This is a genomic window from Haloplanus aerogenes, from assembly GCF_003856835.1.
GTDB classification, from domain to species: Archaea; Halobacteriota; Halobacteria; order Halobacteriales; family Haloferacaceae; genus Haloplanus; species Haloplanus aerogenes.
Window position 1 is genome coordinate 1 of sequence record NZ_CP034145.1, and the last position, 22,395, is coordinate 22,395.

25 protein-coding genes are annotated in these 22,395 nt (G+C 65.9%); 18 read left to right on the top strand and 7 right to left on the bottom strand.

The genetic code is table 11. The features are described from left to right. The first annotated feature begins 110 nt into the window (after positions 1-110). A complete protein-coding gene (locus DU502_RS00005; RefSeq protein WP_121921308.1) occupies positions 111-503 on the top strand; it encodes a winged helix-turn-helix domain-containing protein in 393 nt (130 codons plus the stop codon). Positions 504-1,008: 505 nt separating this feature from the next. After that, positions 1,009-1,884 carry an outer membrane protein assembly factor BamB family protein gene (locus tag DU502_RS00015; RefSeq protein WP_449271745.1) on the top strand — a complete coding sequence of 292 codons (876 nt, stop codon included), beginning with the start codon at positions 1,009-1,011 and terminating at the stop codon, positions 1,882-1,884. 525 nt (positions 1,885-2,409) lie between these two features. Here the strand turns inward: DU502_RS00015 and DU502_RS00020 are convergent. Next, the gene (locus tag DU502_RS00020) at positions 2,410-4,518 is read right to left on the bottom strand and encodes a (Fe-S)-binding protein (protein WP_121921306.1); all 2,109 of its coding nucleotides are present in this window, start codon (positions 4,516-4,518) and stop codon (positions 2,410-2,412) included. An 88-nt stretch (positions 4,519-4,606) separates the two neighbouring features. Between DU502_RS00020 and DU502_RS00025 the strand changes: the two genes are divergently transcribed. Together DU502_RS00025 and DU502_RS00030 are read left to right on the top strand one after the other, a co-directional pair. Continuing rightward, positions 4,607-4,825, top strand: coding sequence for a DUF7557 family protein (locus tag DU502_RS00025; protein WP_121921305.1), 219 nt, complete (start codon positions 4,607-4,609; stop codon positions 4,823-4,825). Then, positions 4,825-5,223, top strand: coding sequence for a PIN domain-containing protein (locus DU502_RS00030; RefSeq protein WP_121921304.1), 399 nt, complete (start codon positions 4,825-4,827; stop codon positions 5,221-5,223). Before DU502_RS00025 ends, DU502_RS00030 begins: the two co-directional genes overlap by 1 nt. A 3-nt stretch (positions 5,224-5,226) precedes the next feature. Here the strand turns inward: DU502_RS00030 and DU502_RS00035 are convergent, their stop codons facing one another. Genes DU502_RS00035 through DU502_RS00045 form a run of 3 tightly spaced genes read right to left on the bottom strand, consistent with a single transcriptional unit; the run spans position 5,227 to position 7,207 of the window. Next, positions 5,227-5,931, bottom strand: a complete 705-nt coding sequence (locus DU502_RS00035; protein WP_121921303.1) for an energy-coupling factor transporter transmembrane component T family protein — start codon at positions 5,929-5,931, stop codon at positions 5,227-5,229. Then, positions 5,928-6,626 carry an energy-coupling factor ABC transporter ATP-binding protein gene (locus DU502_RS00040; RefSeq protein WP_121921302.1) on the bottom strand — a complete coding sequence of 233 codons (699 nt, stop codon included), beginning with the start codon at positions 6,624-6,626 and terminating at the stop codon, positions 5,928-5,930. The genes DU502_RS00035 and DU502_RS00040 overlap by 4 nt, the downstream gene beginning before the upstream one ends. Then, the gene (locus tag DU502_RS00045) at positions 6,623-7,207 is read right to left on the bottom strand and encodes a biotin transporter BioY (protein WP_121921301.1); all 585 of its coding nucleotides are present in this window, start codon (positions 7,205-7,207) and stop codon (positions 6,623-6,625) included. Before DU502_RS00045 ends, DU502_RS00040 begins: the two co-directional genes overlap by 4 nt. A 93-nt stretch (positions 7,208-7,300) precedes the next feature. Here DU502_RS00045 and DU502_RS00050 point away from each other — a divergent pair, with 93 nt between their 5' ends. The 8 genes from DU502_RS00050 (at position 7,301) to DU502_RS00085 (ending at position 15,845) form a co-directional block, all read left to right on the top strand. Next, complete coding sequence (locus DU502_RS00050) at positions 7,301-7,810, top strand: conditioned medium-induced protein 4 (protein WP_121921300.1); 510 nt, start codon at positions 7,301-7,303, stop codon at positions 7,808-7,810. 61 nt (positions 7,811-7,871) lie between these two features. After that, complete coding sequence (locus tag DU502_RS00055) at positions 7,872-8,648, top strand: class I SAM-dependent methyltransferase (RefSeq protein ID WP_121921299.1); 777 nt, start codon at positions 7,872-7,874, stop codon at positions 8,646-8,648. Between the two features lie 50 nt (positions 8,649-8,698). Continuing rightward, positions 8,699-12,943, top strand: a complete 4,245-nt coding sequence (locus DU502_RS00060) for an LAGLIDADG family homing endonuclease (RefSeq protein WP_121921298.1) — start codon at positions 8,699-8,701, stop codon at positions 12,941-12,943. Beyond that, a complete protein-coding gene (locus DU502_RS00065; protein ID WP_121921297.1) occupies positions 12,943-13,224 on the top strand; it encodes a DUF7854 family protein in 282 nt (93 codons plus the stop codon). Before DU502_RS00060 ends, DU502_RS00065 begins: the two co-directional genes overlap by 1 nt. Before the next feature lie 52 nt (positions 13,225-13,276). Continuing rightward, complete coding sequence (locus tag DU502_RS00070) at positions 13,277-13,615, top strand: DUF7855 family protein (protein WP_121921296.1); 339 nt, start codon at positions 13,277-13,279, stop codon at positions 13,613-13,615. A 6-nt stretch (positions 13,616-13,621) separates the two neighbouring features. Continuing rightward, complete coding sequence (locus DU502_RS00075; protein ID WP_121921295.1) at positions 13,622-14,452, top strand: DUF7856 family protein; 831 nt, start codon at positions 13,622-13,624, stop codon at positions 14,450-14,452. Positions 14,453-14,469: 17 nt separating this feature from the next. Then, on the top strand, positions 14,470-15,174 hold the full coding sequence (locus tag DU502_RS00080; RefSeq protein WP_121921294.1) for a DUF7857 domain-containing protein: 705 nt from the start codon (positions 14,470-14,472) through the stop codon (positions 15,172-15,174). After that, positions 15,171-15,845 carry a P-loop NTPase gene (locus DU502_RS00085; protein ID WP_121921293.1) on the top strand — a complete coding sequence of 225 codons (675 nt, stop codon included), beginning with the start codon at positions 15,171-15,173 and terminating at the stop codon, positions 15,843-15,845. Before DU502_RS00080 ends, DU502_RS00085 begins: the two co-directional genes overlap by 4 nt. Positions 15,846-15,892: 47 nt before the next feature. On the opposite strand, the gene DU502_RS00090 is transcribed toward DU502_RS00085, so the two are convergent. After that, positions 15,893-16,756, bottom strand: coding sequence for a transcription initiation factor IIB (locus tag DU502_RS00090; RefSeq protein ID WP_121921292.1), 864 nt, complete (start codon positions 16,754-16,756; stop codon positions 15,893-15,895). 161 nt (positions 16,757-16,917) lie between these two features. Between DU502_RS00090 and DU502_RS00095 the strand changes: the two genes are divergently transcribed. Continuing rightward, positions 16,918-17,433, top strand: a complete 516-nt coding sequence (locus DU502_RS00095) for a DUF7858 family protein (protein ID WP_121921291.1) — start codon at positions 16,918-16,920, stop codon at positions 17,431-17,433. A gap of 63 nt (positions 17,434-17,496) precedes the next feature. Continuing rightward, positions 17,497-18,495 carry an Acg family FMN-binding oxidoreductase gene (locus DU502_RS00100; protein WP_121921290.1) on the top strand — a complete coding sequence of 333 codons (999 nt, stop codon included), beginning with the start codon at positions 17,497-17,499 and terminating at the stop codon, positions 18,493-18,495. Between the two features lie 9 nt (positions 18,496-18,504). Here DU502_RS00100 and DU502_RS00105 read toward each other — a convergent pair whose 3' ends face one another. Then, entirely contained in the window at positions 18,505-19,242 is a 738-nt protein-coding gene (locus tag DU502_RS00105) for a DUF2270 domain-containing protein (protein WP_121921289.1), read from the bottom strand. Positions 19,243-19,472: 230 nt separating this feature from the next. Here DU502_RS00105 and DU502_RS00110 point away from each other — a divergent pair, with 230 nt between their 5' ends. From DU502_RS00110 to DU502_RS00125, 4 genes are all read left to right on the top strand, one after another. Then, on the top strand, positions 19,473-19,697 hold the full coding sequence (locus DU502_RS00110; RefSeq protein ID WP_121921288.1) for a hypothetical protein: 225 nt from the start codon (positions 19,473-19,475) through the stop codon (positions 19,695-19,697). Positions 19,698-19,769: 72 nt separating this feature from the next. Continuing rightward, positions 19,770-20,558 carry a hypothetical protein gene (locus DU502_RS00115; RefSeq protein ID WP_121921287.1) on the top strand — a complete coding sequence of 263 codons (789 nt, stop codon included), beginning with the start codon at positions 19,770-19,772 and terminating at the stop codon, positions 20,556-20,558. A gap of 90 nt (positions 20,559-20,648) precedes the next feature. Continuing rightward, positions 20,649-21,095 carry a peroxiredoxin gene (locus DU502_RS00120; protein WP_121921286.1) on the top strand — a complete coding sequence of 149 codons (447 nt, stop codon included), beginning with the start codon at positions 20,649-20,651 and terminating at the stop codon, positions 21,093-21,095. Beyond that, positions 21,092-21,358 (top strand): hypothetical protein, encoded by a 267-nt coding sequence (locus DU502_RS00125; protein ID WP_124896980.1) that lies wholly within the window; start codon positions 21,092-21,094, stop codon positions 21,356-21,358. The genes DU502_RS00120 and DU502_RS00125 overlap by 4 nt, the downstream gene beginning before the upstream one ends. 252 nt (positions 21,359-21,610) lie before the next feature. Here the strand turns inward: DU502_RS00125 and DU502_RS00130 are convergent, their stop codons facing one another. Then, positions 21,611-22,357 (bottom strand): P-loop NTPase family protein, encoded by a 747-nt coding sequence (locus DU502_RS00130; protein WP_121921284.1) that lies wholly within the window; start codon positions 22,355-22,357, stop codon positions 21,611-21,613. Between the last annotated feature and the right edge of the window lie 38 nt (positions 22,358-22,395).

A 22,395-nucleotide genomic window follows, 5' to 3' on the forward strand; every position in this document is an offset into this window, starting at 1 on the left:
CTCGCCTCGGCGTTTCGACTCAGTAGTATATAAATCTCGGCGTTTTCAAAAATGTTCTACTAGAGAATATCTAAGTAGATGGCGCCCCTGGTCCAAGACAGAGCAACCAGATGGTAGAAACCGATCGACGAACGGAAAAGGGGGTCCGTAAACCGACGCCACTACTGCCCGATGACAGTGGCCTCACGCTGGAGGAGTATCTGGCGATGCAACAGGCAATTGGTCATCCCACGCGATTTCGCATCCTACGTACGCTCACCGCAAACGACGAGTTGAGTGCTACTGACCTCAAATCCGCCGTCGATGTGGAATCCCACAATTTCCACTACCATCTCGACGAGCTCGTCGATGTCGGACTCGTCGACAAACGCCAGCGACGAACCGCGAACAGCCAGGGATTTTACACGTATTATCGGCCGACTGCGATGGGTCGTGGAATCCTCGAATACGGTGTTGAGGAGTTAATGCGGCGTGAACGGGAGTTTAACGAGGCGTACTCCTGAGCGGCTTCACGAATCTCAAAGAGGAGGCCGACTCATGACATGGTGACAGGCAACCCACGAGGAGATTTATGCTTGCTACGCCGAGGAATTCCCCCACTACGTCGACAACCTCCCCGAATTCAGAACGTTTACTAGGCTAGCAAAAATGAGGCTGTTTTATGAATGAAATGTCACGCCGCCAAGCAATTAGTCTGCTTGGCGCGGGGGCAGTGACCGGATTAGCGGGTTGTAGCTCGAATGGTGAATCCACATCGACCGAGACAGCGACTGATGTGCCACCAACCAGTCCGACCGCGACACAGACGGCAACGCCAACGGCTGTGCCACAAACAAAGGATGAAATCACTACTCCTGAGGGGAACAAGAATAAACTATCGACTGGAAAACTACGGACTTCCCAGAAGATATCGCGTCTCTCAGCGTCCACAGAGATACTGTTTACGTTGGTTTGTTTGACAGCACGCTGCGTGCTCTCGACGCGGCGAGTGGCAAAGAGCAGTGGTCGGTGGAACTGGATAACTGGGAGACGTTGTTGGAAGCAACGGAAAGTGGCATTTATGCTGGTGCTGGCTCCTATTTAAACAGCGTCAACACAGACGGAACAGTTGAATGGGTGATCCACGCAGACGATCAGCTTAGGGGCATCACCGTTAATAATGGCACTGTATATGGCAGTGACGACGCAGGCTACGCTTACGCTGTTGACATTGGCGGGACTCTTCACTGGAAGACTGAGTTGATGTTCAGTACGGTTAGCGATGGCCAGAGGACAACCCACTTCGGGTCTCCCCTGGGAGCTCCAATTGTTCAGGGGGATACCGTGTATGTCACTGGAGGGAACTACCTCTGGAGTTTAGGAATTGACGACGGGTCAATTACGTCTCATCTAAAATTCGGCGAATCTGAAATCACGACGCAAGTTGTTGCAGCGGGCAATCGGCTGTTCTATGGCGGAGGGCCCACTGTTATCAGGGCTGTGAATCCTGATGACGGTTCGAGTGAATGGACGTTCACCCCGGAGGACGCTCGAGCGGCTGGAGCAGCGGCTCCGCCAGTTATTACCGGTGACAGTATGTTCGTCGCTGCGAACGAAGTGCGAGACAGTACGCCAATCCCCGCGATGTATCGTCTTGACACCGCTGACGGGGAGGTTGACCAGCGGACAGTTCTTCCGGGGCCGACGACGTGGCTCAAGTTCATTGATGGATTGTTGTATGCTCTCATCGACAAGGACGTGTATATTCTCGATTCCGAGACGATGTCGGTAGCAGGGTACTTCAGTCCCGACACTGAAAGCCGTCACTTCCTTCTGGTGCCCGCAAATGAAGAACTGTATTTCACTATGGGGAAGACGCTCTACCGACTGTCGACATCCGTATGACCACATCGTCATCCGCGGCTGTTGCCGCTGGTCTCCCCGACGAGTTATGCGGAAGGCCCCACGCACACCTATTTCCACGGTCTCCAGATGCAACGAATGTTCATCGGCACCGCCACTCACTGCTCACTGATCACAACGCCATCTCGACCAGAGCGACTATCGAATAGATATCTACGGATACTGTTCAGATTAGGATTGGATGTGGACCCCTCGAAAGCCCCCGGCGGCCGGTCGGCCAGCCGATGCGGGCGGGACTGAAAGGGGCGACTCGCTGGAGTCGGGGCTTTCGAGGTGGTCCCAGTGTCACCTGCTTATCTGAACACTACCACCGTGAGTACCGAAATGAAGCGTGACTATACTCGGTCCAGAACAGCGGGGAGTCGGGGGGGCGCAGTATGTCAGAGGCACCCGTTCCCCCTGTTGGCTATCGCTCCGCAGCTGGATATACCCTGTCTGTTCCCCAGATAATAAACAATCTACCAATATCGGGACACCCACGGAGGTGAACAGTTACGACGACCCGTATCAGTCCGCCGCAGCGCCCGTCCGACCAGTGTCGTCCGCGCCGTCGATGGCAGCTGCCTCCATCGCCTCCACCAACAGTTCGGTCAGGTCGACGATCTCCAGATCCTCCTCGTACCCGCCCGTCTTGCGGCCGTCCTCGAACATCGTCGTACACATCGGGCAGGCGACGACGAACTGCTCCACCGCGCCGTCGGTATCTTCCACCGCTTCGCGGAGGCGCTCCTCACTCGGCTTTCGCTCCTCCTCGACTTCGGTCCAGACGCCGCCGCCACCGCCGCCACAGCAGAAGGAGTCGGCCCGGTTGCGCGGCATCTCCGCGAGCGTCGCGCCCGTCGAGCGCACGAGATCCCGGGGTGCTTCGTACACGTCGTTCATGCGCCCGAGGTGGCAGGGGTCGTGGTACGTGACGGTCTGGCCGAGTGCGGGTGAGAGGGGGAGTTGTCCCTCGCGTACCAGCCGCTCGACCACCTCGGTGTAGTGGGAGACGGGGTAGTCGAACTCCTCGGCCATCTCGGGGTACTCGTGGGTGAACGTGTTGTAGCTGTGCGGGTCGGTGCAGACGATTTCGTCGAACTGAGCGTCGGCGAAGGCGGCGGCGTTGTCCTCGACGAGCATCTCGTAGAGGCCCTCCTCGCCGACGCGGCGCACGTCGTTGCCGTCGTGTTGCTCGTCCTCGTAGAGGATGCCGTAGGAGACGCCCGCCGCCTCGAAGATGCGGGCGAGCGACTGCGCGACGCGCTCGTTGCGCTCGTCGTAGGAGGGGTAGTCGCCGACGTACCAGAGCAGGTCCACGTCCTCCTCGCGGGCGTCGGGCACCTCGAACTCCAGTTCGTCGGTCCACTCCGGGCGCTTGCGCGCAGGGTCGCCGAAGACGTTGCCCTGCTGGAAGACGTTCATCATCGCGTCCTGCACGTGCGGGTCCATCTCGCCCGACTCGGTGAGCCGGCGGTTCATCCCCGTGAACTGCTTGACGTGTTCGATGTCGACGGGGCAGGCGTCCATACAGGCCATACAGGAGAGACAGGCGTGCATCGACTCGGCGTCGATGACGCTCTCACCCCCGTCGGCGACGATGGGCACCTCCTCGGCCTCGCCGGCCGCCCGCTCCTCGCGGTAGGCCTTCAGGTCGAGGATCACGTCCCGCGGGTCGAGGTTGCGGCCCACCTCGTTGGCGGGACAGACGGACGAACACCGGCCACAGGTGGTACAGGCGTCCTGATCGAGGCGTTCGCGCCACGTGAAGTCGTCGACCGAGCCGGTGCCGATTTCGTCCGGCGGCAGGTCGGCGGGGACGCCCGGCAGACGCTTGCCCGCCTGCTCGTCGCGGGTGACGATATTCGCCATCGAGGTGAGCATGTGGACGGGTTTGGCGTAGGGGAGGAGGGCGACGAAGCCGAGCGCCAGCAACGAGTGACTCCACCAGACGGCGGCGTAGACCGTCTCGGCCGTCGCGGGCGAGATGCCGGCTTCCTGCCCCAGGAGGGCGAGGGCGTAGCCGACGAAGCTCACCGTCTCGAAGTCGGGGAAGCCGGTGCCGAGGATGCGGAGTGCCTCGACGACGTAGCCGCCGACGCCGAGGGCGAAGAGCGTCCAGACGAAGGCGTCGTCCTCCAGGTCGGTGTGTTTGCCCCAGAGACGGGACTCACGGACGCCGTAGCGCCGCCAGAGCGCCATCCCGACGCCGACGACGAAGAGGAGGCCGAGTGCGTCCATCACCAGCGAGTACGAGAGGTAGAATCGGCCGACGAAAAAGGAGGGCTGACCCAACAGTTTCGTCCAGATGTCCATGTCGATGGCGAGGATGGTCGTCCCGATGAGCAGTGTGAGAAAGCCCCAGACGAGGAACGTGTGCATCACGCCGGCGTAGGTGTCGCGGTCGAACTGCGCCTCGTTGGAGAGGAGGAGTCGAGTCGCGCGGGCGACGCGGCCGGGCAGGTCGTCGAGACGGTCGAAGGGGTCCGCCGGCGCCGCGGCGTACTCCGAAATCCGGGCGTAGACGCCGTACAGGAAGACGAGGATGGCGACGGCCGCGAGGTAGTAGAAGGCGGCCTCGCCCACAGGGCCGATGGTCCAGAACGTCTCCCGCGTGACGGTTTGGAGGACGGGCATACGTAGTGGGCGGCGCAGGGGCGGGTTAAAGGTTGTCACACCCGTCCACCGAAGATTGATACGACATCGGAGTATACATCGTGTATACATGGCCGACAAGACCATCCGCATCTCCGAGGAGAACTGGCGTCGGCTGGAGGAACTGAAAGAGGAGGGTGACTCTTTCGACGACGTCGTCACCCGCCTCACGACCGGCGACCGCTGGAGCGGGTTCGGCGCACTCGCTGACGTGGGTATCAGCGAGGGAATGGCCGACGCCCACGACCGGTTGCGCGAGGAGATGGATCGGCGCGTCGACGAGTCCTGATGCTGTGTTTCGACACTAATCTCCTCGGTGACTACCTCGACGGCATCGCCGCCGCGAAGGTGTTTCTGGAGGGATACGAGACGGAGCCGTGGGCGGTTCCGAGCCTCGTGCTCTTCGAGGCCTATATGGGTGCAATCTACGGGCGACCACGCGGGACGATAGAGGACGTGTACGCGGCGACCCGCGAGTTCGAGGTGCTGGACATCGGTGACGACACCGTTCTCCGAGCGGCTCGCTTGCAGAAAGACCTCGAGTCCTCGGGCATCGAACTCGAATCCGTCGACGCGCTCCTCGTCGCCAGTGCCGACGAACACGGCGCGACGTTCGCCACGAACGACGGAACGCTTCTCGAACCGGCGGTGGGGGAACGCATCGATGTCATCGAGTACCCGCGCTAACGGTCAGAGAACGGCCCACACCACCAGCCCAACCCCCGCCAGCATCGCCGGCCCGTCCCGCCACGTCGCGTTCAACGGCGGCAGCGTCGGGTTCCACGCGAAACACCGGGCCTGCAGGGCGAGCGCGAAGCGGTCGGCGCGGTGGAACACGCGTCGGAGACCCGTCACACCGATCAGCCGGATTCGCTCGCGGAGCGAGCGCTCCGAGCCGAGGCGGGCGTCCATCGCCTGCCGAATCGTCGAGAGGTCGTCGCGGAGCAGGGGGAGAAATCGGAGGACGAAGCCGACGCCGGCACCGAGAACGACGCCCGCGCGGCCGGGGAGGAGCCACTGGATCGCCGCCCGCGACTCCCGGACGCGCGTGGTGCGGATGTACGCCGTCGAGACGAGCAGGAGGAGGACGACCCGATAGCTCGCCAGCGCGGGCGTGACGGCGTCGGCGGGGACGAACCACGGAGTCCCGAGCGTCGCGCCCTCCACGAGCGGCCCGGCGACGAGGAAGGGCAGGAAGGCGCGGTAGGAACGCAGACTGGCGAGAAGGGGCGTCGCGGCCAGCCAGCAGACGCCGAGGACGAACGCGGAGAGGAGAAGCAGGCCGCGAGGCGACGTGTGGGCGAAGGCGGCGACGGCGACGGCGGCCTGCACGAACAGCTTGGTCCGCGGGTCGAGGCGGTGGATCGGGGTGTCGCCCGCGACGTAGGTGATCATGGCGGGCGGACGCCGAGCGTCTCTAGCTCCTTCGGCGACGGGTCGTCCGAATCGAGCGCCACCTGTCCGTCCGAGAGGACGACCGTCCGGTCCGCGAGCGTCGAGAGGTCGCGCAGGTCGTGGGTGACGACGACGACGCTGACGCCGTCGTCGTTGAGTGCGCGGAGGCGGTCGAGCACCGACTCCCGCGCGCGCAGGTCGAGTCCGGTGAACGGTTCGTCGAGGACGAGGTGATCGGGGTCCATCGCCAGCGCGCCCGCGATGGCGACGCGTTCGCGCTCGCCGCCGGAGAGTTCGTCGATGCGGTCCTCGTGCCGACCAGCCATGCGCACGGCGTCGAGGGCGTCGTCGACGCGGCGGTCGATCTCCTGCCGCTCCAGCCCCAGATTCTCGGGGCCGAAGGCCACGTCGCCGCCGACCGTCGCGGCGACGAAGCCGTCACGAGGGTCCTGAAACACCATGCCGACGCTGGCGCGGGCGGCGACGAGGTCGTCGGTGACGGGCGTGCCGTTCACGCGGATTTCGCCGGCGTCGGGCGTCAACAGGCCGTTGAATCCGCGGACGAGCGTCGTCTTCCCCGAACCGTTGGGGCCGGCGAGGACGAGGAACTCGCCGGCCGCGACGGTGAGGGAGACGCCGTCGACGGCGAGTGTCTCCTCGCCGTAGCGGTACGTGTAGTCCTCGACGGATATCATCGAGCGACGAGCGCGTCGCTGCGGACGATGGCGACCGTCGCGGCGACTTTCAGCCCCGCAACCGGGAGGAAGGGGACGACCACGGCCGAGACGGCGGCGACGAGGCCGATGGCCTGCACGAGCGAGTAGCCGACGGCGCCGGCGGCGTAGACGACGGCGGTGCCCGCGAGTAGCGCGCCGACGAGCCGGGGGACCGGAATCTCGGACGGCGGCGTCAGCCCGTCCGTGCCGTGGGCGACGGCACCGATAGACATCGCGGCGAGGGGGAAGCCGATGAGGAAGCCGCCGGTGGGACCGAGGATGACGCCGAGACCGGCGTTGCCGCCGGCGAAGACGGGCAGGCCGATCAGGCCGGCGAGGAGGTAGAGGGTGAACGCGACGCCCGCCCACAGGGGACCGAGGACGATACCCGCGAGGTACACCCAGAGCGTCTGGAGCGTGATTGGCACGTTCGGCGCGAGGGGATGGACCATATCGACTGGCGCCGTAGCGCTGGTCGCCGCCGCGAACAGCACCGCCCGGGCGACGTTGCTCGTCGCCTCGTCGCCCACCAGTTCGACGGAGTCGGTCGATGTCGACATACCAACCACTCTCTCGTAAACCACTTAGTAGGTGTGGGTTGACGCAGGGCGCGCCGATGGATTTTTGCCCGCGAACGGCATCGTACACGTAGTATGGACGACAAGACCGCGGAGCTACGGGACATCTTCCTCGACGCGACGGGTGGTGAGGAGACGGTGACGGAGCGACAGGCCGAGCGCCGCGGGTCACTCGTCGACGGCGACGCCGACCCCGACGCGGTCGACGCACGCCTGCGCGAACTCGTGGCGACCATGCGCGAGCGCTACGAGTTCGACACCGACCTCGACCCTGACGCGTACGTCAGCCTGATTCGGGGGTTCTACGACGGCGCGGACGACGCGGCGCTCGCGGACGCGCTCAATCTGTCGGCCGATACCGTCCTGCAGGCACGTCTCGACTGTCACCTCGCCCGCGAAGACGACGACGAGACGCCCGCCGTCGAGGCGAGTCGGGAGCGCGCCGTCCGCGCCAACCACCGTTTCCGGGACGCCTTCGTCGAACTCCTGACCGACAAGGATCTGTCCGACCGCCTCGCCAGCGACTCTCGCGAGGACGGACTGCGGGAGGCGACGGAGGACATCGAGACGGACGTGTCGTTCTAGCAGTCCGTCCCGACCCAACGCTGAATATCGTCCCGTTCGGGGTTCCGGATCGACGGTCCCCATGCGCGACACCCGAACGACGAACCAGCGACTCTGGAACGAATGGAGCGACGCCTTCCAAGCGCTCTGGAACGCCGACACCGACGAGGGCGGCCTCCCGCCGGCTCCGTGTCCGTTCGCGTCGGACGCGCCGGGCGGGAGTCAGCCCGACCTCCTCCCGTCGGTGTCGGGGATCGACGTCGTCGAACTGGGGTGTGGCGGCGGGCAGGCGAGCGTCGGCACCGCGGTGGAAGGCGCCGAGACGGTCGTCGGCGTGGATTTCTCGGCGGCGCAACTCGAACACGCCAGGTGGCTCCGGGATCTGTACGGCGTCGAGGTGCAGTTCGTCGAGGGCGACGTCACCCGACTGCCGCTGGCCGACGACACCTTCGACGTGGCCTTTTCGGGCTGGGTCGTGCAGATGATCGAGAACTTCGACGCGTATCTGACCGAAGCCAGACGCGTCCTCCGGGCGGACGGAGTGCTCGTGTTCGACGTGCCCCACCCGTTCTACGAGTGCTTCGATCCAGCGACGGAATCCCTCGAACGGAGTTACCACGACGCCGGGCGGCGGGCGATCACCATCGACGAGGAGTACGACGCGGATCTGACCGTCTTCGACCGGACGGTGAGCGACCTCCACAACGCGGCGGTCGACGCCGGCTTCGACGTGCGCCGGGTGCTCGAACCCGGGAGTCCCGATCCCGACGACTACGACGACGACCCCCTCGACAGCAACCGGCCAGCGTTGATGGCGAAGGTGCCGCGGACGCTCCGATTCTGGGCCGTCGTGCGGTGAGCGGCGGCCCAAACGAAGACTCTTAGGTCATCCCGCGCAAGGGAATTGCAATGGCGCAGTCGTCGCCGAATCAGGAACTGGTCGACCGCTTCGTCCGGTTCTACCGGAACTACTACCGCGACGCAATCAGCCAACTCGCCCAGCGGTATCCCAACGAACAGCGTTCTCTCCACGTCGACTACGACGACCTCTATCAGTTCGACCCCGACCTCGCCGAAGACTTCATCGCACAGCCCGATCAGTTGCAGGACTTCGCGGAGGAAGCCCTGCGGGTGTACGACCTCCCCGCGGACGTGTCGCTCGGACAGGCCCACGTCCGCCTGCGGAACCTGCCCGACAGCATCGACATCCGGTCCATTCGTGTCCACGACAACCACGTCGGGCGCATGATCGCCGTCTCGGGCATCGTCCGCAAGGCCACCGACGTACGCCCGAAGATCGTCGAAGCCGCCTTCGAGTGCCAGCGCTGCGGCACGATGACCTACATCCCCCAGTCCGACGGCGGGTTTCAGGAACCCCACGAGTGTCAGGGGTGTGAGCGACAGGGACCCTTCCGGGTCAACTACGACCAGAGCGAGTTCGTCGACTCGCAGAAACTCCGGGTGCAGGAGTCGCCGGAGGGGCTCCGCGGCGGCGAGACGCCCCAGAGCATCGACATCGACATCGAGGACGACATCACCGGCGAGGTGACTGCGGGCGACCACGTCACCGTCACGGGCGTCCTCCACATCGATCAGGTGACGGACGGCAACGAGAAATCCCAGCTGTTCGACCTCTATATGGATGGCGTCAGCGTCGAAATCGAGGACGAACAGTTCGAGGACATGGAGATCAGCGAGGCGGACAAACGCGACATCATCGAACTCTCCAACCACAAGAACATCTACGACGAGATGGTCGCCTCCGTCGCACCCTCCATCTACGGCTACGATCAGGAGAAACTCGCGATGATCCTCCAGCTGTTCTCGGGCGTGACCAAACACCTGCCCGACGGGTCGCGGATTCGGGGGGACCTGCATATGCTCCTCATCGGTGATCCTGGTACGGGAAAATGCCAGAAATATAATACTAAGGTCGTTCTCGGAGACGGGACGGTTCGAATGCTCGGAGAACTCGTCGAATCGCGGCTGGAAAATCCTGTATCGGTCGACGACGGAGTATACGAGTCGGTCAATTTCTCCGTCCAGACGGTGACTGCCGACGGGAACATCACCGTCGGAGAGGCGACGAAGGTGTGGAAACGGGAAGCGCCCGAGCGGATGTACCGCATTCGCACCAAATCCGGCCGCGAGGTGGAGGTAACGCCGTCACACCCTCTGTTCGTTCCGGATGGAGGACACATGGATGCGATCAGAGCCGACGAACTCGAAGTCGGTGATCGTATCGCAGCAAGTGGAAGCGGCGTAGTTGACGGCGCGGAGAAGGAATCGACAACGCCGACTTCCGCTGTCCCGGACGGTGGTTCGACGACCGTCGACGGAACGGGTGGTCACGGCGGCGTCCACTGGGATCGCATCGAATCGATAGAAACCGTCACCCCCAACTACGACTGGGTGTACGACCTCGAAGTCGCCGAAACACACACGTACCTCGGCAACGGCATCGTCTCGCACAACTCACAGCTCCTGTCCTACATCCGCAATATTGCGCCCCGATCCGTCTACACCTCCGGGAAGGGATCGTCATCGGCCGGGCTCTGTGTGACCGGCGATACGCTGATCCACACGGCAGACGGGTTCGAACCGATTCGTGAGCTGGTCAAGCCGCACCATCCCGAGCCAGTTACTACGGAGACATCCGAACCAGCCGAGTACGATCTCTACACGTTCGACCGGACGAGCGGTGAGATGACCCAACGGACCAGTTCCTACGTCTGGCGAATGCCCGAAAAACAGTGCCGCCGAATCGAGACAGCTCACGGAAAAGAACTGGAAACGTCGACGAATACGCCAGTCCTCATCTGTGGCGACGATGGCATCGAGTGGCGCGAAATATCGGAAATCGAGGCCGGCGATTTCGTGGCCGTGCCGAAATACGAAGATCCTGAACGCTCGACGCTGTCACCGCGAGCGTTTTTCGAGTTCTCGGGGGAGAAACTGAAACCGGACGAGGAATCGATCACCTTCCTTCGGCGGCGCCTGCGTGAGCAGTTCGGTACCCTTCGGGACGCGGCCGCAGAACTGGAACTCACCGAAGATTTCATCTACGATTCGCTGTCGAACCGACACCTGCCGCTCTCACGACTCGATCGAATACTCGAAGCTATCGACGCCGACCGTTCGGACATCAACGTAGCGCGGTCGATGCTCGGTCACGGCAACAGCATCACCATTCCGGACTCGTTCGACGAGGATCTCATGTATCTCATTGGTCTCGTGTTCGGCGACGGCGACATCATGCTGTCTCGCCGTGGCGAAAATCGTGGGCACGTTCGCCTCTCCAACAGCGACGAGGAGCTACTTCGAAAAGCCGCACGGATCGTCGAGGAAACCTTCGACAAGTCGGTCGAGATCGAGAAACAGGACGAACGTGTCCCCTGTATTCGTATTCACAGTGCGACGATCGCTCGCTTCTTCCGGAATCTCGGGATGGAAACCCCGAAAGACGGCCTCAGTCTCGATCCGCGGTTGACGACCGCAGAACACGCCGATGCGTTCCTCCGTGGCCTGTTCGACGCGGATGGATCGGTCTCCGCCCGCGACGACGGCGGATCGAGTATTCAGTTCTCGACGATCAGCGACGAGTTCGCTCGCCAAGTCCAGTTGATGCTGGAGACGTACGGCGTTCGAGCGCGTCGGCGCGAGCGTGACAGACGTGGGACGTACGAACTGGAAAGTGGCTACGAAATCGAATCGAAGGCCGTACAGACGCATCTGGCGATGTACGGGCAAAACGTCGATGCCTTCGCCGAACGGATCGGATTCGAATCGGCGGCGAAGACCGAGGCACTCGACGGCATCGTTGGCGACGCAACCCGACGAGGCGAGCGGCTTCCGGTCGGGAGAACACTTGCGGCTGTGACCAGATCGGCCGGCGCCTACTACCAGAATATCCATCGTGGCGACAATCCGAGCCGAAAACGGGCACGGGCGATGCTCACGGAGCGTGACCTCGGACCCGTCGAATCGGCTGTCCGGGAGGCCGTCGACGCGAATCTCGTGTGGGACGAAGTCGTCGCCGCTGTCGATACGGAGGAGAAGGAGCTGTTTGACCTCACTGTCCCCGAGACGAACAACTTCGTCGGCAATGGCATCGTTACGCACAACACGGCCGCCGCCGTACGCGACGACTTCGGTGAGGGACAACAGTGGAGTCTCGAAGCCGGGGCGCTCGTGCTGGCTGATCAGGGGATCGCGGCTGTGGACGAACTAGACAAGATGCGCGCGGAGGATCGATCGGCCATGCACCAAGCGCTCGAACAGCAGCAGATTTCGATTTCCAAGGCCGGAATAAACGCCACCCTCAAATCCCGCTGTTCCCTCCTCGGCGCCGCCAACCCGAAGTACGGCCGGTTCGACCAGTACGAACCCATCGGCGAACAGATCGACCTCGAACCCGCACTCATCTCGCGGTTCGACCTGATCTTCACCGTCACGGACCAGCCCGATCCGGACGAGGACGCCGCCCTCGCGGAGCACATCCTGCGCACCAACTACGCGGGCGAGTTGAACACCCAGCGAGAGCAGGTGGCGAACTCGAATCACAGCCAAGAGGAGGTGGAGTCGGTCACCGACACAGTCGACCCCGAAATCGACCCGGAGCTCCTGCGGAAGTACATCGCGTACGCCAAGCGCACCTGTTTCCCGACGATGACCGACGAGGCGAAGGCGGCCATCCGCGACTTCTACGTCGATCTTCGCGCGAAGGGGGCGGACGAGGACGCGCCGGTGCCCGTCACGGCCCGGAAACTGGAGGCGCTGGTGCGACTCGCGGAGGCGAGCGCGCGGGTTCGGCTCTCGGACACCGTGGAGCGCGACGACGCCGAACGCGTCATCGAAATCGTCCGCTCCTGCCTGCAGGACATCGGCGTCGACCCCGAGACGGGCGAGTTCGACGCCGACGTGATCGAGACGGGCACCTCGAAGAGCCAGCGCGACCGCATCAAGAGCATCAAGGACGTGATCGAGACGGTCGACGCCGAGTACGAGGGCGAGGCGGGCGCGCCCATCGACGCCATCGTCGAACGCGCCGAGGCGGAAGGTATCGACGAGGACAAGGTGATGGATCAGATCGAGCAGTTGCGCCGGAAGGGCGACCTGTACAGCCCGAAACAGGACCAGTACAAGGTGGTCTGATGGACCGCATCTCCGCGATCCGCAACGTCGAAGACGCGCTCCGGGCGTTCGAGGAGGGAGAGACCGACCTCGCGGCGACCGAGGAACGCGTGTTGGCGACGCTCCGGACGTACGCCACGGAGTTCGACGACGAGACGGCGCTGGCGGCGTACGTCGGGAAGGGCGACGAGGCGGTCGAAGGCGTCGTGGTGGTTGCGTCGTCGCGCGCCGAGGCCCGAGAGCGGATTGCCGACCACGCCGTGGACGCGCCCGAGACGTTCGAGGTCGACCGACTGGAGTAGGAGACTGCCGGTACCGATACTGTTAGGTTATCCCTGTCGACATGGCAACGCGTTGCTACTCGTCGTCACGTACTCGCAGGGCGCTCGAACGACGCTCCGCAACGTCTGTCGGACCCACGAGTCGGCGGTCGTCCGGCGACTGGGTCGCGCAGCGCTTTTCGCGGAGACGGAACTGGGTGCGTTTCTCGCGCTCCGGCTCCGCGCGAAACACGGTGACGATGTACAGATCGAGCGCACACGTCCGTTCAACGAGTTCGACACGGTCCCCGAGTCGGTGCGGGAGGCGGCCGCAGCGTACGAGGACCGCGAGACGGCGAGTACGCCGTACGCCAAATTCGCCGCAGGGACCGACCATCCCGATCCCGAAACGATGCGCGATGCCGATCTGTGAGTAACGATGCGCGTACGAATCGACGGTCGGATACGCGAAGGGCGAGCGATCGATCTGACAGAGACAGACGTGTCCGCGGCGGCCGTCGTGCGTGCAATCGACGGCGAGAATGGTCGAATCCGGATCGACTGCCCGCCACCGAGCGATCCACACGACCACGTCGCACGCCTGCCGCCGATGACGTTCGACCGGCGGGCGGCGCTCGCCACCGCGGCGCGGGCGCTGGGGCACACGTCACCTGCCGAGTCACAGCTCGAAGCGACGCGGACGGAACTGGCCGATCTGTCGCCGCCGTCCGTCGACGTGGCGGCAGCGCGGCGACGCGTCGCCGAGACCGGCGCGGCGGAAGACCGACTCCGCGAACGGGTCGCCGAACTGCGTGGCCGACTACAGGCACGCCGGGAGACTGGCGCGGACACGACGGCCGTCGAGGCACAGCTGGACGAGGCGGTGAGTCAGCTCTCGGCGGCCGAAACCGAGCGTATCGCGGCTGAACAGGCGCTCGACCGGGCGGAGGAAGCGGCGCGAGCGGCGCGTGACCGCCGTGACCGTCGCCTCGAACTCGAAGACCGGGTGGCGAATCTCGAACGCGAGGTGCGGCGTGATCTGGCGAGCGCCGTGTGGGAGCGGTTCCGTGCGGCGCTCCGGGCAGTCCCGGGCGACGGGACGGTAGGGCCGTCGCCAGGAGCGTACGACGGCGACCCGGTGACCGCCGCGCTCGCCGTGGCTCGGCTCGCACCCCTCGACGCGCCGGTCGTCGTCGACGGAGTGGAACGGCTCGACGGCGCCGAGGCGGCCGCGTCGACGCTCGACGCGCCGGTGATTTATATCGGGTGACGCGGCCACTCCCGGCCATGGAATCCGACTGGTCAGTGACGCCGCTCGATGGCCACGACGGTGTGGTCCTCGTGACGGTCGACCTGCGGAACCCGTCGCCGGTCGACCGCCGCGTCCGCGTGACGAACCGTCTGGACGGTCCCGTCCTCCCGCCGCGACGGCAGGGCGTGCCCGAATCCGGTTGGAACGACGACGGATTCGCGGGCGTCGTCCCGGCCGACGGCCGCCGAAATCTCGGCTACGCCTGTCCAGCCCCGGCGACTCGGCCGCCCGTCTCGGTTGCCGACGAGGGGAGAGCCGATGGCGGCGATTCGGCCGACACGCCGGCCGCCGCCGTCCGGGAACTCGGCGATCCACGACCGCCGATCGACGCTATTCCGGGCGGCAGGGAAGTCGACGAGGACGATGGGGACCCTCGGAGGGAGTCGTCGGAAGGGATCGATGGCGACGGCAACGGGGGCGCCGACGCCGTCCCACCGGCAGTCGACTCGTGGCTGACAGCGGCCGCGGAGCGGATCGAACGCGGGGAGCGACTGACGGACGCATCGGTCGACACGGCGGCAGCGGCACTCGAAGCTGACGGAGGAGCGGTGTCCGAACTGGAGACGCGACTCGCCGACGACGCGGCCGCGCTCGAAGCGGTCGCGGAGCGATCGGCGGCGCTCGCCGATCGGGCGGCGGCAGTCGACGTGCCGGTCGACGCCCTTCGGAGGTTGGTATGATCGTCGCCGTCGCGGGCGGCAAAGGTGGCGTCGGGAAGACGACGGTCGCCTACAACCTCGGGGCGGCGCTCGACGCCGTCGTCGTCGACGCCGACCTCGGGATGGCGGATCTGCCCCGTGGCCGCGGGCCGGATCTGCACGACGTACTCGCGGAGCAGGCGGAGGCGACCGAGGCCATCCGCGGCAGCCCGGTGTCGATCCTGCCGTGCGGGCGGTCGCTGGCGGGGGCGCGCGGAGCGGACGTGGGGAAACTGGCCGACACGCTCCGGACAGTGGCGGACGAGCGGGGCGACGTGGTGGTGGACTGTCCGGCGGGCATGCGAGCGGACGTGGGCGTCCCGCTCGCCGTCGCGGACGCCAGCGTACTGGTGGCGTCGCCACGGCAGTTCGCGCTGGCGGATGCGGTGCGGACGCGCGAACTGGCGCGCGAACTCGACGCCGGACTGGTCGGCGTCGCGCTCAATCGAACGACGGATGCCGACGACCCGCCAGTCGACGTGTTTCGGCGGGTACTCGGCGCACCAATCTCGACGGTGCCAGCCGATCCGCGGGTGGGTCGATCCGTCGACGAGGAGCGGCCGGTGGTGACGGCGGCACCGGAATCGGTCGCGGCGGATGCGGTTCGCTCGCTCGCAGACGGCGTTCGGAAGGCACATCGACCGCGTCCATAGCGACTCGACGCCAGAAGAGCGAGTATCACTCGTGAGGGAACTACCGATCAGTCCTGTAACAGCTGGTAGGTGTTGCGGACGGTGACGGGCGTGACGCCGGCCACGTCCGCGGCGGCCTGCTGGGTGAGCGAAGCACCGGCTTCGCGGGCGGCAGTGTAGAGGCAAGCAGCGGCAACGCCGCTCGGATTCCGACCCGCGGTCTCGCCCGATTCGCGGAGACGGCGGGCGTACGTCTCGGCCCGCTGGCGGACGGTATCGCTCACGTCGAGTTCGCTCGCGTAGCGCGGAATGTACTCGGCGGGGTGGATCGGCCCGGTCGGGAGGTCGAGTTCCCGATTCAGCGCGCGGTAGGCCGCCCGGTGTTCGTCTTCGGTGGCCTTCGCGGCGTCGACGATTTCCTCGACGGTCCGGGAGACCGAACACGTCCGGCAGGTGGCGTACACCGTCGCGGCGGCGAACCCCTCCAGCGACCGCCCGCGGAGCAGGTCGGCCTCCTGCGCTGTGCGGAACAATGAACACGCCGCCTCGCGGACGTGCGTCGGGAGCGAGAGCGAGCCGACCAGCCGCCGAATCTCGGTGAAGGCGTACACCTGATTGCGCTCGCGCTTCGTCGAAATCTGAGCCCGGTTGTGCTGGGTGCGCATGCGCGACAGCCGCCGCCGTTTCCGGCCTTTCACGCGCGTCGACCGACCGATGTCGGTCGAGAGACCACGGTCGTGCCGCGAGTGGGTCAGCGGCGCCCCCGTTCGCTCCGGGTTCGTGTCGTCGTCCGCGAACGACCGCCACTCCGGACCGTGATCGATCCGGTACTCGTCGACGACGAGACCACACTGCCCGCAGACGGTTTCGGTTCCCTCGGTGTTCAGTCGACCACTGCACTCCGGACACTCGACCGCACGTGCCTGACTCATCACAGTCGAAACTTGGTCCCGATAGGGTATTTAAACGAGGGCGAGATCGGGGTGAATCGCCGCCGAACGCCGCGCCGAACGTACCGGTAACCGGTACGTTCTCGCCGCTGTCTCCCGATCAGGGCTAGCTTTTACATGGATCGGATCGGGAATGTGGGTCGATGGGACTGTCGGATATCGCCGCGGGGATCGAGGTACACGACCGCCAGCGTGATCGAGGGGTGCCGACCGTGGACGCGACAGGGGGGGATCTGGTCGGTCGTCTCGAAACGCACGCTGACGCGCTGCCGTGTACGCCCGAGGCTGCGGCGTCGGTCCTCGAAACGTACGCTGCGGGGACGAGCGTCGGCGACTGTGCCCGCGAGGCAGGCATCCCGCCGATGACGGCCGCCAAACTCCTCCACCGGTGTGGCATCACGGGCCTGTCGCCGCTAGCGCCGACCGCCCGCGACATCGTTCGCGACTGGCTGAACGGTGACCTCCCGCGCACCGAGGCCGTCGAACTCGTCGGCGCCGACGAGGCGGACTTCGCGCTGGCGACGTACGTCGAGACGCACGACCCCGTGCCCGAACTGGCCGACGCCGTCGCAGGCGTACTCGAACCCGAATCGAACGCGACGGTCGCCAAACGCGACGCGCTGGCGGAGACGATGAGTTCGGTCGGGGACCTGCGATAGCGGCGTTCTTCGTCACCGACGGCCACCCTCTGGAGTTATGTCGAATCGTACTGATGAACACACATGTCCGCTGCGGAACTCACGCGGTCCGTCTGGGACGTAGACGCCGACGACTTTCCCGGGAACGCAGGGATAGACGAGCAGGCTCGGTTTCTTCTGCGATACGCGATACTGGCGCCGTCCAGCCACAACTCGCAGCCGTGGCGGTTCCGGATCGACGGGAACGCGATCCACGTCGCCGCCGACGAGTCGCGGTGGCTGGCGGTGGCCGATCCGGACGAGCGCGAACTGTTCGTGAGTCTCGGTTGTGCCGTGGAGAACCTCGTCGTCGCTGCGGAGCGGTTCGGTCTCGATCCGATGGTGACGTATCCCGAGAAAGGCGGGGAGCGGGTGGCGACGGTGACGCTCGGAGGGAATGGAGACGGCGACGACGCGTCACCCCTGTTCGACGAACTCACCGCCCGGCGGACGAGTCACGACCCGTTCGATGGGGAGTCACTGGACGTGACGGCGCGGGAACGGATCGTGGCGGCCGCTGACGCGGACGCTGTTGCCCTGTCTCTCGTCGCCGGTGAGACGAAACGCGCCGTCGGCGAGTTGCAGGCGAAAGCAGATCGCCTGCAGATGGAAGATCCGGCGTATCGGAAGGAACTGGGCCGCTGGATCGGTCTGGGCGTGCTCGGACACTCGTGGCTCGCGGCCCGCGTCGGACAGGCCGTGGTCAGTCACCTCGATCTCGGTGATCGGGAGGCGGCGAAGAACTCGACGCTCGTCGAAAGCGCCCCTCTGATCGGCGTGCTGACGACCGAGACGGACGATCCGGTCGCTCGTGTCGAGACGGGACGTGTGTTCGAACGTGTCGCCCTACGCGCCAGTGCCGAGGGGGTCGCCGTCCACCCCATGAGCCAGATTCTGGAGCGCCCCGACCTCCGGGGACAGCTCGCGGACGAACTCGACCCCGGCGGGGCGAAGCCACAGCATCTCTTCCGACTGGGCTACGCGGACGAGATGCCCGAACACACCCCCCGGTGGCCGGTTGCGGTGGTGCTCGACGAGGGGTGAGGCGGTCGATCAGGGCGGGTCCGATCGATCCCGCCGGAGATCCTTCTCCCGAAGTTCGTCGCTCGCGTGCCACGTCCGCGGACGCAGACTCACGAGGGCCGCCCCGAGCATGAGGACGACGACGAGTCCCGTGACGACGGCACCCGGAAGGACACCGACGCGCGCGCTCGCGGGCCAGGTGGCGTCGGTGAACGCCGTCACGCGAAGCAACCACGCCCCGTTCAGGATGGTAAAGAGTGGGAGGTACACCCGGCGGAGCCGGTGCGCGATTGCCTCCTCCATCGTGATCTTGAGTGTCGGCTGCGCGTAGTCCGCCGCGAGATTCCGGCGCCACTCGTCGTCGGCAAGTGGGCGCGTCGGGTCGAGTCCGGGCGCCCAGACGTTCTGCTGGAGCGAGCGGACGCGACTCCGCCAGATATCGTACGCCCGGTACCGACGGGCCTCGATAGTGAGAAAGAGCACGACGGCGGCGTTGCCGATGAGGATGACGTAGTGCGGGTTCGTCTCGTTCGAGAACGCCCACGTCAGAATGGCGGCCATCAGCAGAACCGCCCAGTTGGTGGTGCGGTCGAGCCGTTCGCGCCAGAGCTTCATGCGGTGGATTTCACCGCGGTAGAGGTGTGCGAGCGCCGAACTCGGCCCCATCTCGACGTCGAGGAGCCCCCTCCCGACGTACGGATCGGCGGGACCGGCAGCCGCCTCCTCGCGATCCGACCCCGGCCCGGTCTCGTCGTCGATCGGTGTCATGTCCACGGATACCGCGGTCGGCTCGAAAAGGGTTTTCAATACTGTGCAATACTACCAAAACAATTGGGCGTCGTGAGAACGACGACAAGACCCCTGTCCCAGTCACTCAGCTTCACGGACGATGACCGCGTGGTCCGATCCGACCGACGAGATGGCGTCCCGAGACGCTGTATCTCCTGCTGGCGGCCGAACTCGGGACCGAACGTGACCGCGAACACCTCCTGCCGTCGATGGGTCGGCTACGGGGACGATACCTCCCGTTCGCGCTGCTCGGCGGGGTCGTCCTGCTGGTTCCACTCGGTATCCAGCCGGCGCTGGTGTTCGCGTACCCATTCGCGTTCGTCGCGGCGGCGGCCGCCGACCGGGAGGAGCGCGCACTCGACGCCGTGGTGCGACCGGCGACGCTCCCGGCGCTCCTCGGAGCGATCATGCTGATCGTGGCGCTCCGGGGCTGAGAGCCGGTATGGCCGCAGCACCAGTGATCGGGGCAGAAGACCTATGCGTCGGTCGGGGAAACGCGCCGGGCGATGGATTCCCGCAAGCTGACCCTCCTCGTCGCCGTCGGGCTGGTCTGTCTGCCAGCACCGCTGTATCTGAGCTGGGCTGGGCAGGCGACGGCACCGCCACCGAAGACGTCCCAGATCTACGTCGCCGAACCGCTCGACCCGACGAACGAGTCGGACCGTGACGCTATCGTCGAGCAGTATCGGACGACGGTCGCGCTCTCGGTTCACCAGGTGTCGGAGCGATACTCCGCGGGCGAGTATCGGACGCCGAACGCGACCCGAGCGGCGTTGACGGCGGCGATGGAGACGGGGCAGTCGCGGGCGACCGACGCCGGGACGAAAGCCGACCTCCGGGCAATCGCTCGCAACGAGACGTTCGTCTACGACGCGTATGGCGATCACGAGCGGTACTACCGACTCCGAGTCGTCGAGAACGGATCCGTCGTTCGAGCCGAGAACGTCTCCCGCGACCGGGTGGCGGCCGCCATCCTCGACGAACACGTCTATCGGTACGACCGCCTGTCACCGGGCGCCCAGCGGACGGTCGACCGCATCCTCGACAATTCGTCGGCCGACGGTGATGGATACCGTCCACGGGTGAACGATCCGTTCGTCGACCGTCTGCCCGCGCTCGTCGAGAAAGACGAACGGCTGTACAGCCTGACCGTCTACGGACACGTCGACGACTTCGGCCCGGGATTCACGTGGTTCGTCCGTGGACTCCTCGTGACCGGTGTGGGCGTCCTCCTGTTGCTCGTCGCCGGCGGGAGGTACGCCTACGGGTGGTGGCGCGGGCAGTCGGTGGAGTGAGGCCGGACCGTCGGTCGTCTATCGCGGCGACCGCGGGCCGTAGACGACTGTTCCCCACCCCATTATCACCGTCGCGCGCGAACCGCGACCATGCTCGCACCCGGCGACCCGGCACCGGACGTATCGACACGCAACCAGGATGGCGAGACGGTCACGCTCGCGTTTTCGGACCCGACGGTCGTCTACTTCTACCCCAGAGACTTCACCGGCGGCTGTACCACCGAAGCTAGCGAGTTTCAGGCGGCGCTCGCCGAGTTCCACGAACTCGGCGTCTCCGTCTACGGCGTCTCGACGGACGACGTGGCGACCCACGCCGACTTCGCGGCGGCAGAAGGGCTCCAGTTCGACCTGCTCGCCGACCCGGACGGATCGGTCGCGTCGGCGTTCGGCGTGGACGTGGCGGACGGCGCGGCCGAACGAGTGACCTTCCTCCTCGCGGACGGCGAGGTGATCGAGCGGTACGAGCAGGTGGACCCGGACGGCCACGCCCGCGAGGTGTTGACCGACGCCCGACGCGAGTTCGTCGCCGGTGGGTGAGCTGGGCGTGGTGTGGAAACTCGGGACGCTACGGGCCGTCGGTCCGGCCGGTCGCAACGGGCGGTGAGGACGCCGTCGACCGGGCCGCGGCGCGTGCGCGGAGCGCGCGGACGCCACGGACGACGACGGTCACGGCGGCGATGACCAGCGCCGTCGGCAGCGGGTTGCTGACCGCCCAGATCACGGCCGGGACGCTCGCAGCCAACAGCAGGCTGACGGCCGCGCTGGACCGGTGTGGGCGGGAACGATACGACTGTCGCTGAGACGGGTGATCGAACATCGGTGGCGGGGTGCGAGGGGCGGTCGGTGTATCGCCGGGTAGAGGCGAGACGAACCGCCGTCGCAGACAGCCTCGGGAAGCGGTCGAACGACCGTACGGTCGGAGAGCCCCCGCCGGAGGACATTCCTCACGACTGGGCTCGCGCTCAGTCAATAATACGGAGGGTCATTGCACTCCTGACAACCGATCGAAACATTATAACTATTGTTCAAGTGGTGGTACCGAACCACACGGCTCATCGGGAGACGAAGTCGCCGACGGAATCGAGCAGGCCCGGACCGTCACCGGTCGAGGGATCGGCGTCGAGGACGACGCTGGCGACGGTGGCGACGGCGGCCGCAGTCGAGCGTTCCGTCAGACAGGTCGGCGCGGCCGTCACCTCGGCGTCGGTCTCCGGGACGGCCGCATCGGCGACCGATAGCTCTCCGCGCGTCGTGACGACGGCGTCGACATCGACGTCGAGATCGTCGAGCCGGCCGGTCGTGCGCTGGACGGCGTCGCGACCGCGGGTCGTCGCCGGCGCGATCAACACGGTCCGTGACGCGGCGTTCACTGCGCCGACCGACTGGTTGGCGGCCACGGGCGGCGTGTCGACGAGGACGTGATCGAACGTCTCGGCTGCCTCGTCGATGCGGGCTTCGAGCGCCTGCGCGGCCGCGGGCGTCTTCGCGCGAGCCAGCCGCTCGAACGGGGCGACGGCGGGACAGCACGCCAGCCGTCCGGTCGCGTCGTCGAGCGAGAAGTCGACCAGCCCCGCCGAGAGGGGCGTGTCACGCTCGTCGGTGAGGAGGGTCGTCAGATCCGGATCGATGCGGCCGGAGAGGTAGTCGGAGAGTCCCTGTGTCGCGAACGCGGCGTCGAGGACTGCCACGTCCCGCCCGTCGTTCGCGAGGAGTGCGCCGAGTTCGACCGTCAGCCGTGTCGTCCCTGCCCCGCCGGTCGCGCCGACCAGCGCCGCCGTCTCGTCGCCAGCGTCTGCCATACCCCGGGATGGAGACGGCTTCGGATTAAAACTCGGGG

Excerpts from the sequence above, each read along its gene's own strand:
- DU502_RS00050 (WP_121921300.1), top strand. The coding sequence starts at position 7,301 with ATGGACGACAAGACCGCGGAGCTACGGGACATCTTCCTCGACGCGACG.
- DU502_RS00130 (WP_121921284.1), bottom strand. The coding sequence starts at position 22,357 with ATGGCAGACGCTGGCGACGAGACGGCGGCGCTGGTCGGCGCGACCGGC.
- DU502_RS00110 (WP_121921288.1), top strand. The coding sequence starts at position 19,473 with ATGGGTCGGCTACGGGGACGATACCTCCCGTTCGCGCTGCTCGGCGGG.
- DU502_RS00005 (WP_121921308.1), top strand. The coding sequence starts at position 111 with ATGGTAGAAACCGATCGACGAACGGAAAAGGGGGTCCGTAAACCGACG.
- DU502_RS00105 (WP_121921289.1), bottom strand. The coding sequence starts at position 19,242 with ATGACACCGATCGACGACGAGACCGGGCCGGGGTCGGATCGCGAGGAG.
- DU502_RS00055 (WP_121921299.1), top strand. The coding sequence starts at position 7,872 with ATGCGCGACACCCGAACGACGAACCAGCGACTCTGGAACGAATGGAGC.
- DU502_RS00080 (WP_121921294.1), top strand. The coding sequence starts at position 14,470 with ATGGAATCCGACTGGTCAGTGACGCCGCTCGATGGCCACGACGGTGTG.
- DU502_RS00100 (WP_121921290.1), top strand. The coding sequence starts at position 17,497 with ATGTCCGCTGCGGAACTCACGCGGTCCGTCTGGGACGTAGACGCCGAC.
- DU502_RS00075 (WP_121921295.1), top strand. The coding sequence starts at position 13,622 with ATGCGCGTACGAATCGACGGTCGGATACGCGAAGGGCGAGCGATCGAT.
- DU502_RS00035 (WP_121921303.1), bottom strand. The coding sequence starts at position 5,931 with ATGATCACCTACGTCGCGGGCGACACCCCGATCCACCGCCTCGACCCG.
- DU502_RS00020 (WP_121921306.1), bottom strand. The coding sequence starts at position 4,518 with ATGCCCGTCCTCCAAACCGTCACGCGGGAGACGTTCTGGACCATCGGC.
- DU502_RS00040 (WP_121921302.1), bottom strand. The coding sequence starts at position 6,626 with ATGATATCCGTCGAGGACTACACGTACCGCTACGGCGAGGAGACACTC.
- DU502_RS00120 (WP_121921286.1), top strand. The coding sequence starts at position 20,649 with ATGCTCGCACCCGGCGACCCGGCACCGGACGTATCGACACGCAACCAG.
- DU502_RS00030 (WP_121921304.1), top strand. The coding sequence starts at position 4,825 with ATGCTGTGTTTCGACACTAATCTCCTCGGTGACTACCTCGACGGCATC.
- DU502_RS00085 (WP_121921293.1), top strand. The coding sequence starts at position 15,171 with ATGATCGTCGCCGTCGCGGGCGGCAAAGGTGGCGTCGGGAAGACGACG.
- DU502_RS00065 (WP_121921297.1), top strand. The coding sequence starts at position 12,943 with ATGGACCGCATCTCCGCGATCCGCAACGTCGAAGACGCGCTCCGGGCG.
- DU502_RS00090 (WP_121921292.1), bottom strand. The coding sequence starts at position 16,756 with ATGAGTCAGGCACGTGCGGTCGAGTGTCCGGAGTGCAGTGGTCGACTG.
- DU502_RS00095 (WP_121921291.1), top strand. The coding sequence starts at position 16,918 with ATGGGACTGTCGGATATCGCCGCGGGGATCGAGGTACACGACCGCCAG.
- DU502_RS00025 (WP_121921305.1), top strand. The coding sequence starts at position 4,607 with ATGGCCGACAAGACCATCCGCATCTCCGAGGAGAACTGGCGTCGGCTG.
- DU502_RS00115 (WP_121921287.1), top strand. The coding sequence starts at position 19,770 with ATGGATTCCCGCAAGCTGACCCTCCTCGTCGCCGTCGGGCTGGTCTGT.
- DU502_RS00060 (WP_121921298.1), top strand. The coding sequence starts at position 8,699 with ATGGCGCAGTCGTCGCCGAATCAGGAACTGGTCGACCGCTTCGTCCGG.
- DU502_RS00045 (WP_121921301.1), bottom strand. The coding sequence starts at position 7,207 with ATGTCGACATCGACCGACTCCGTCGAACTGGTGGGCGACGAGGCGACG.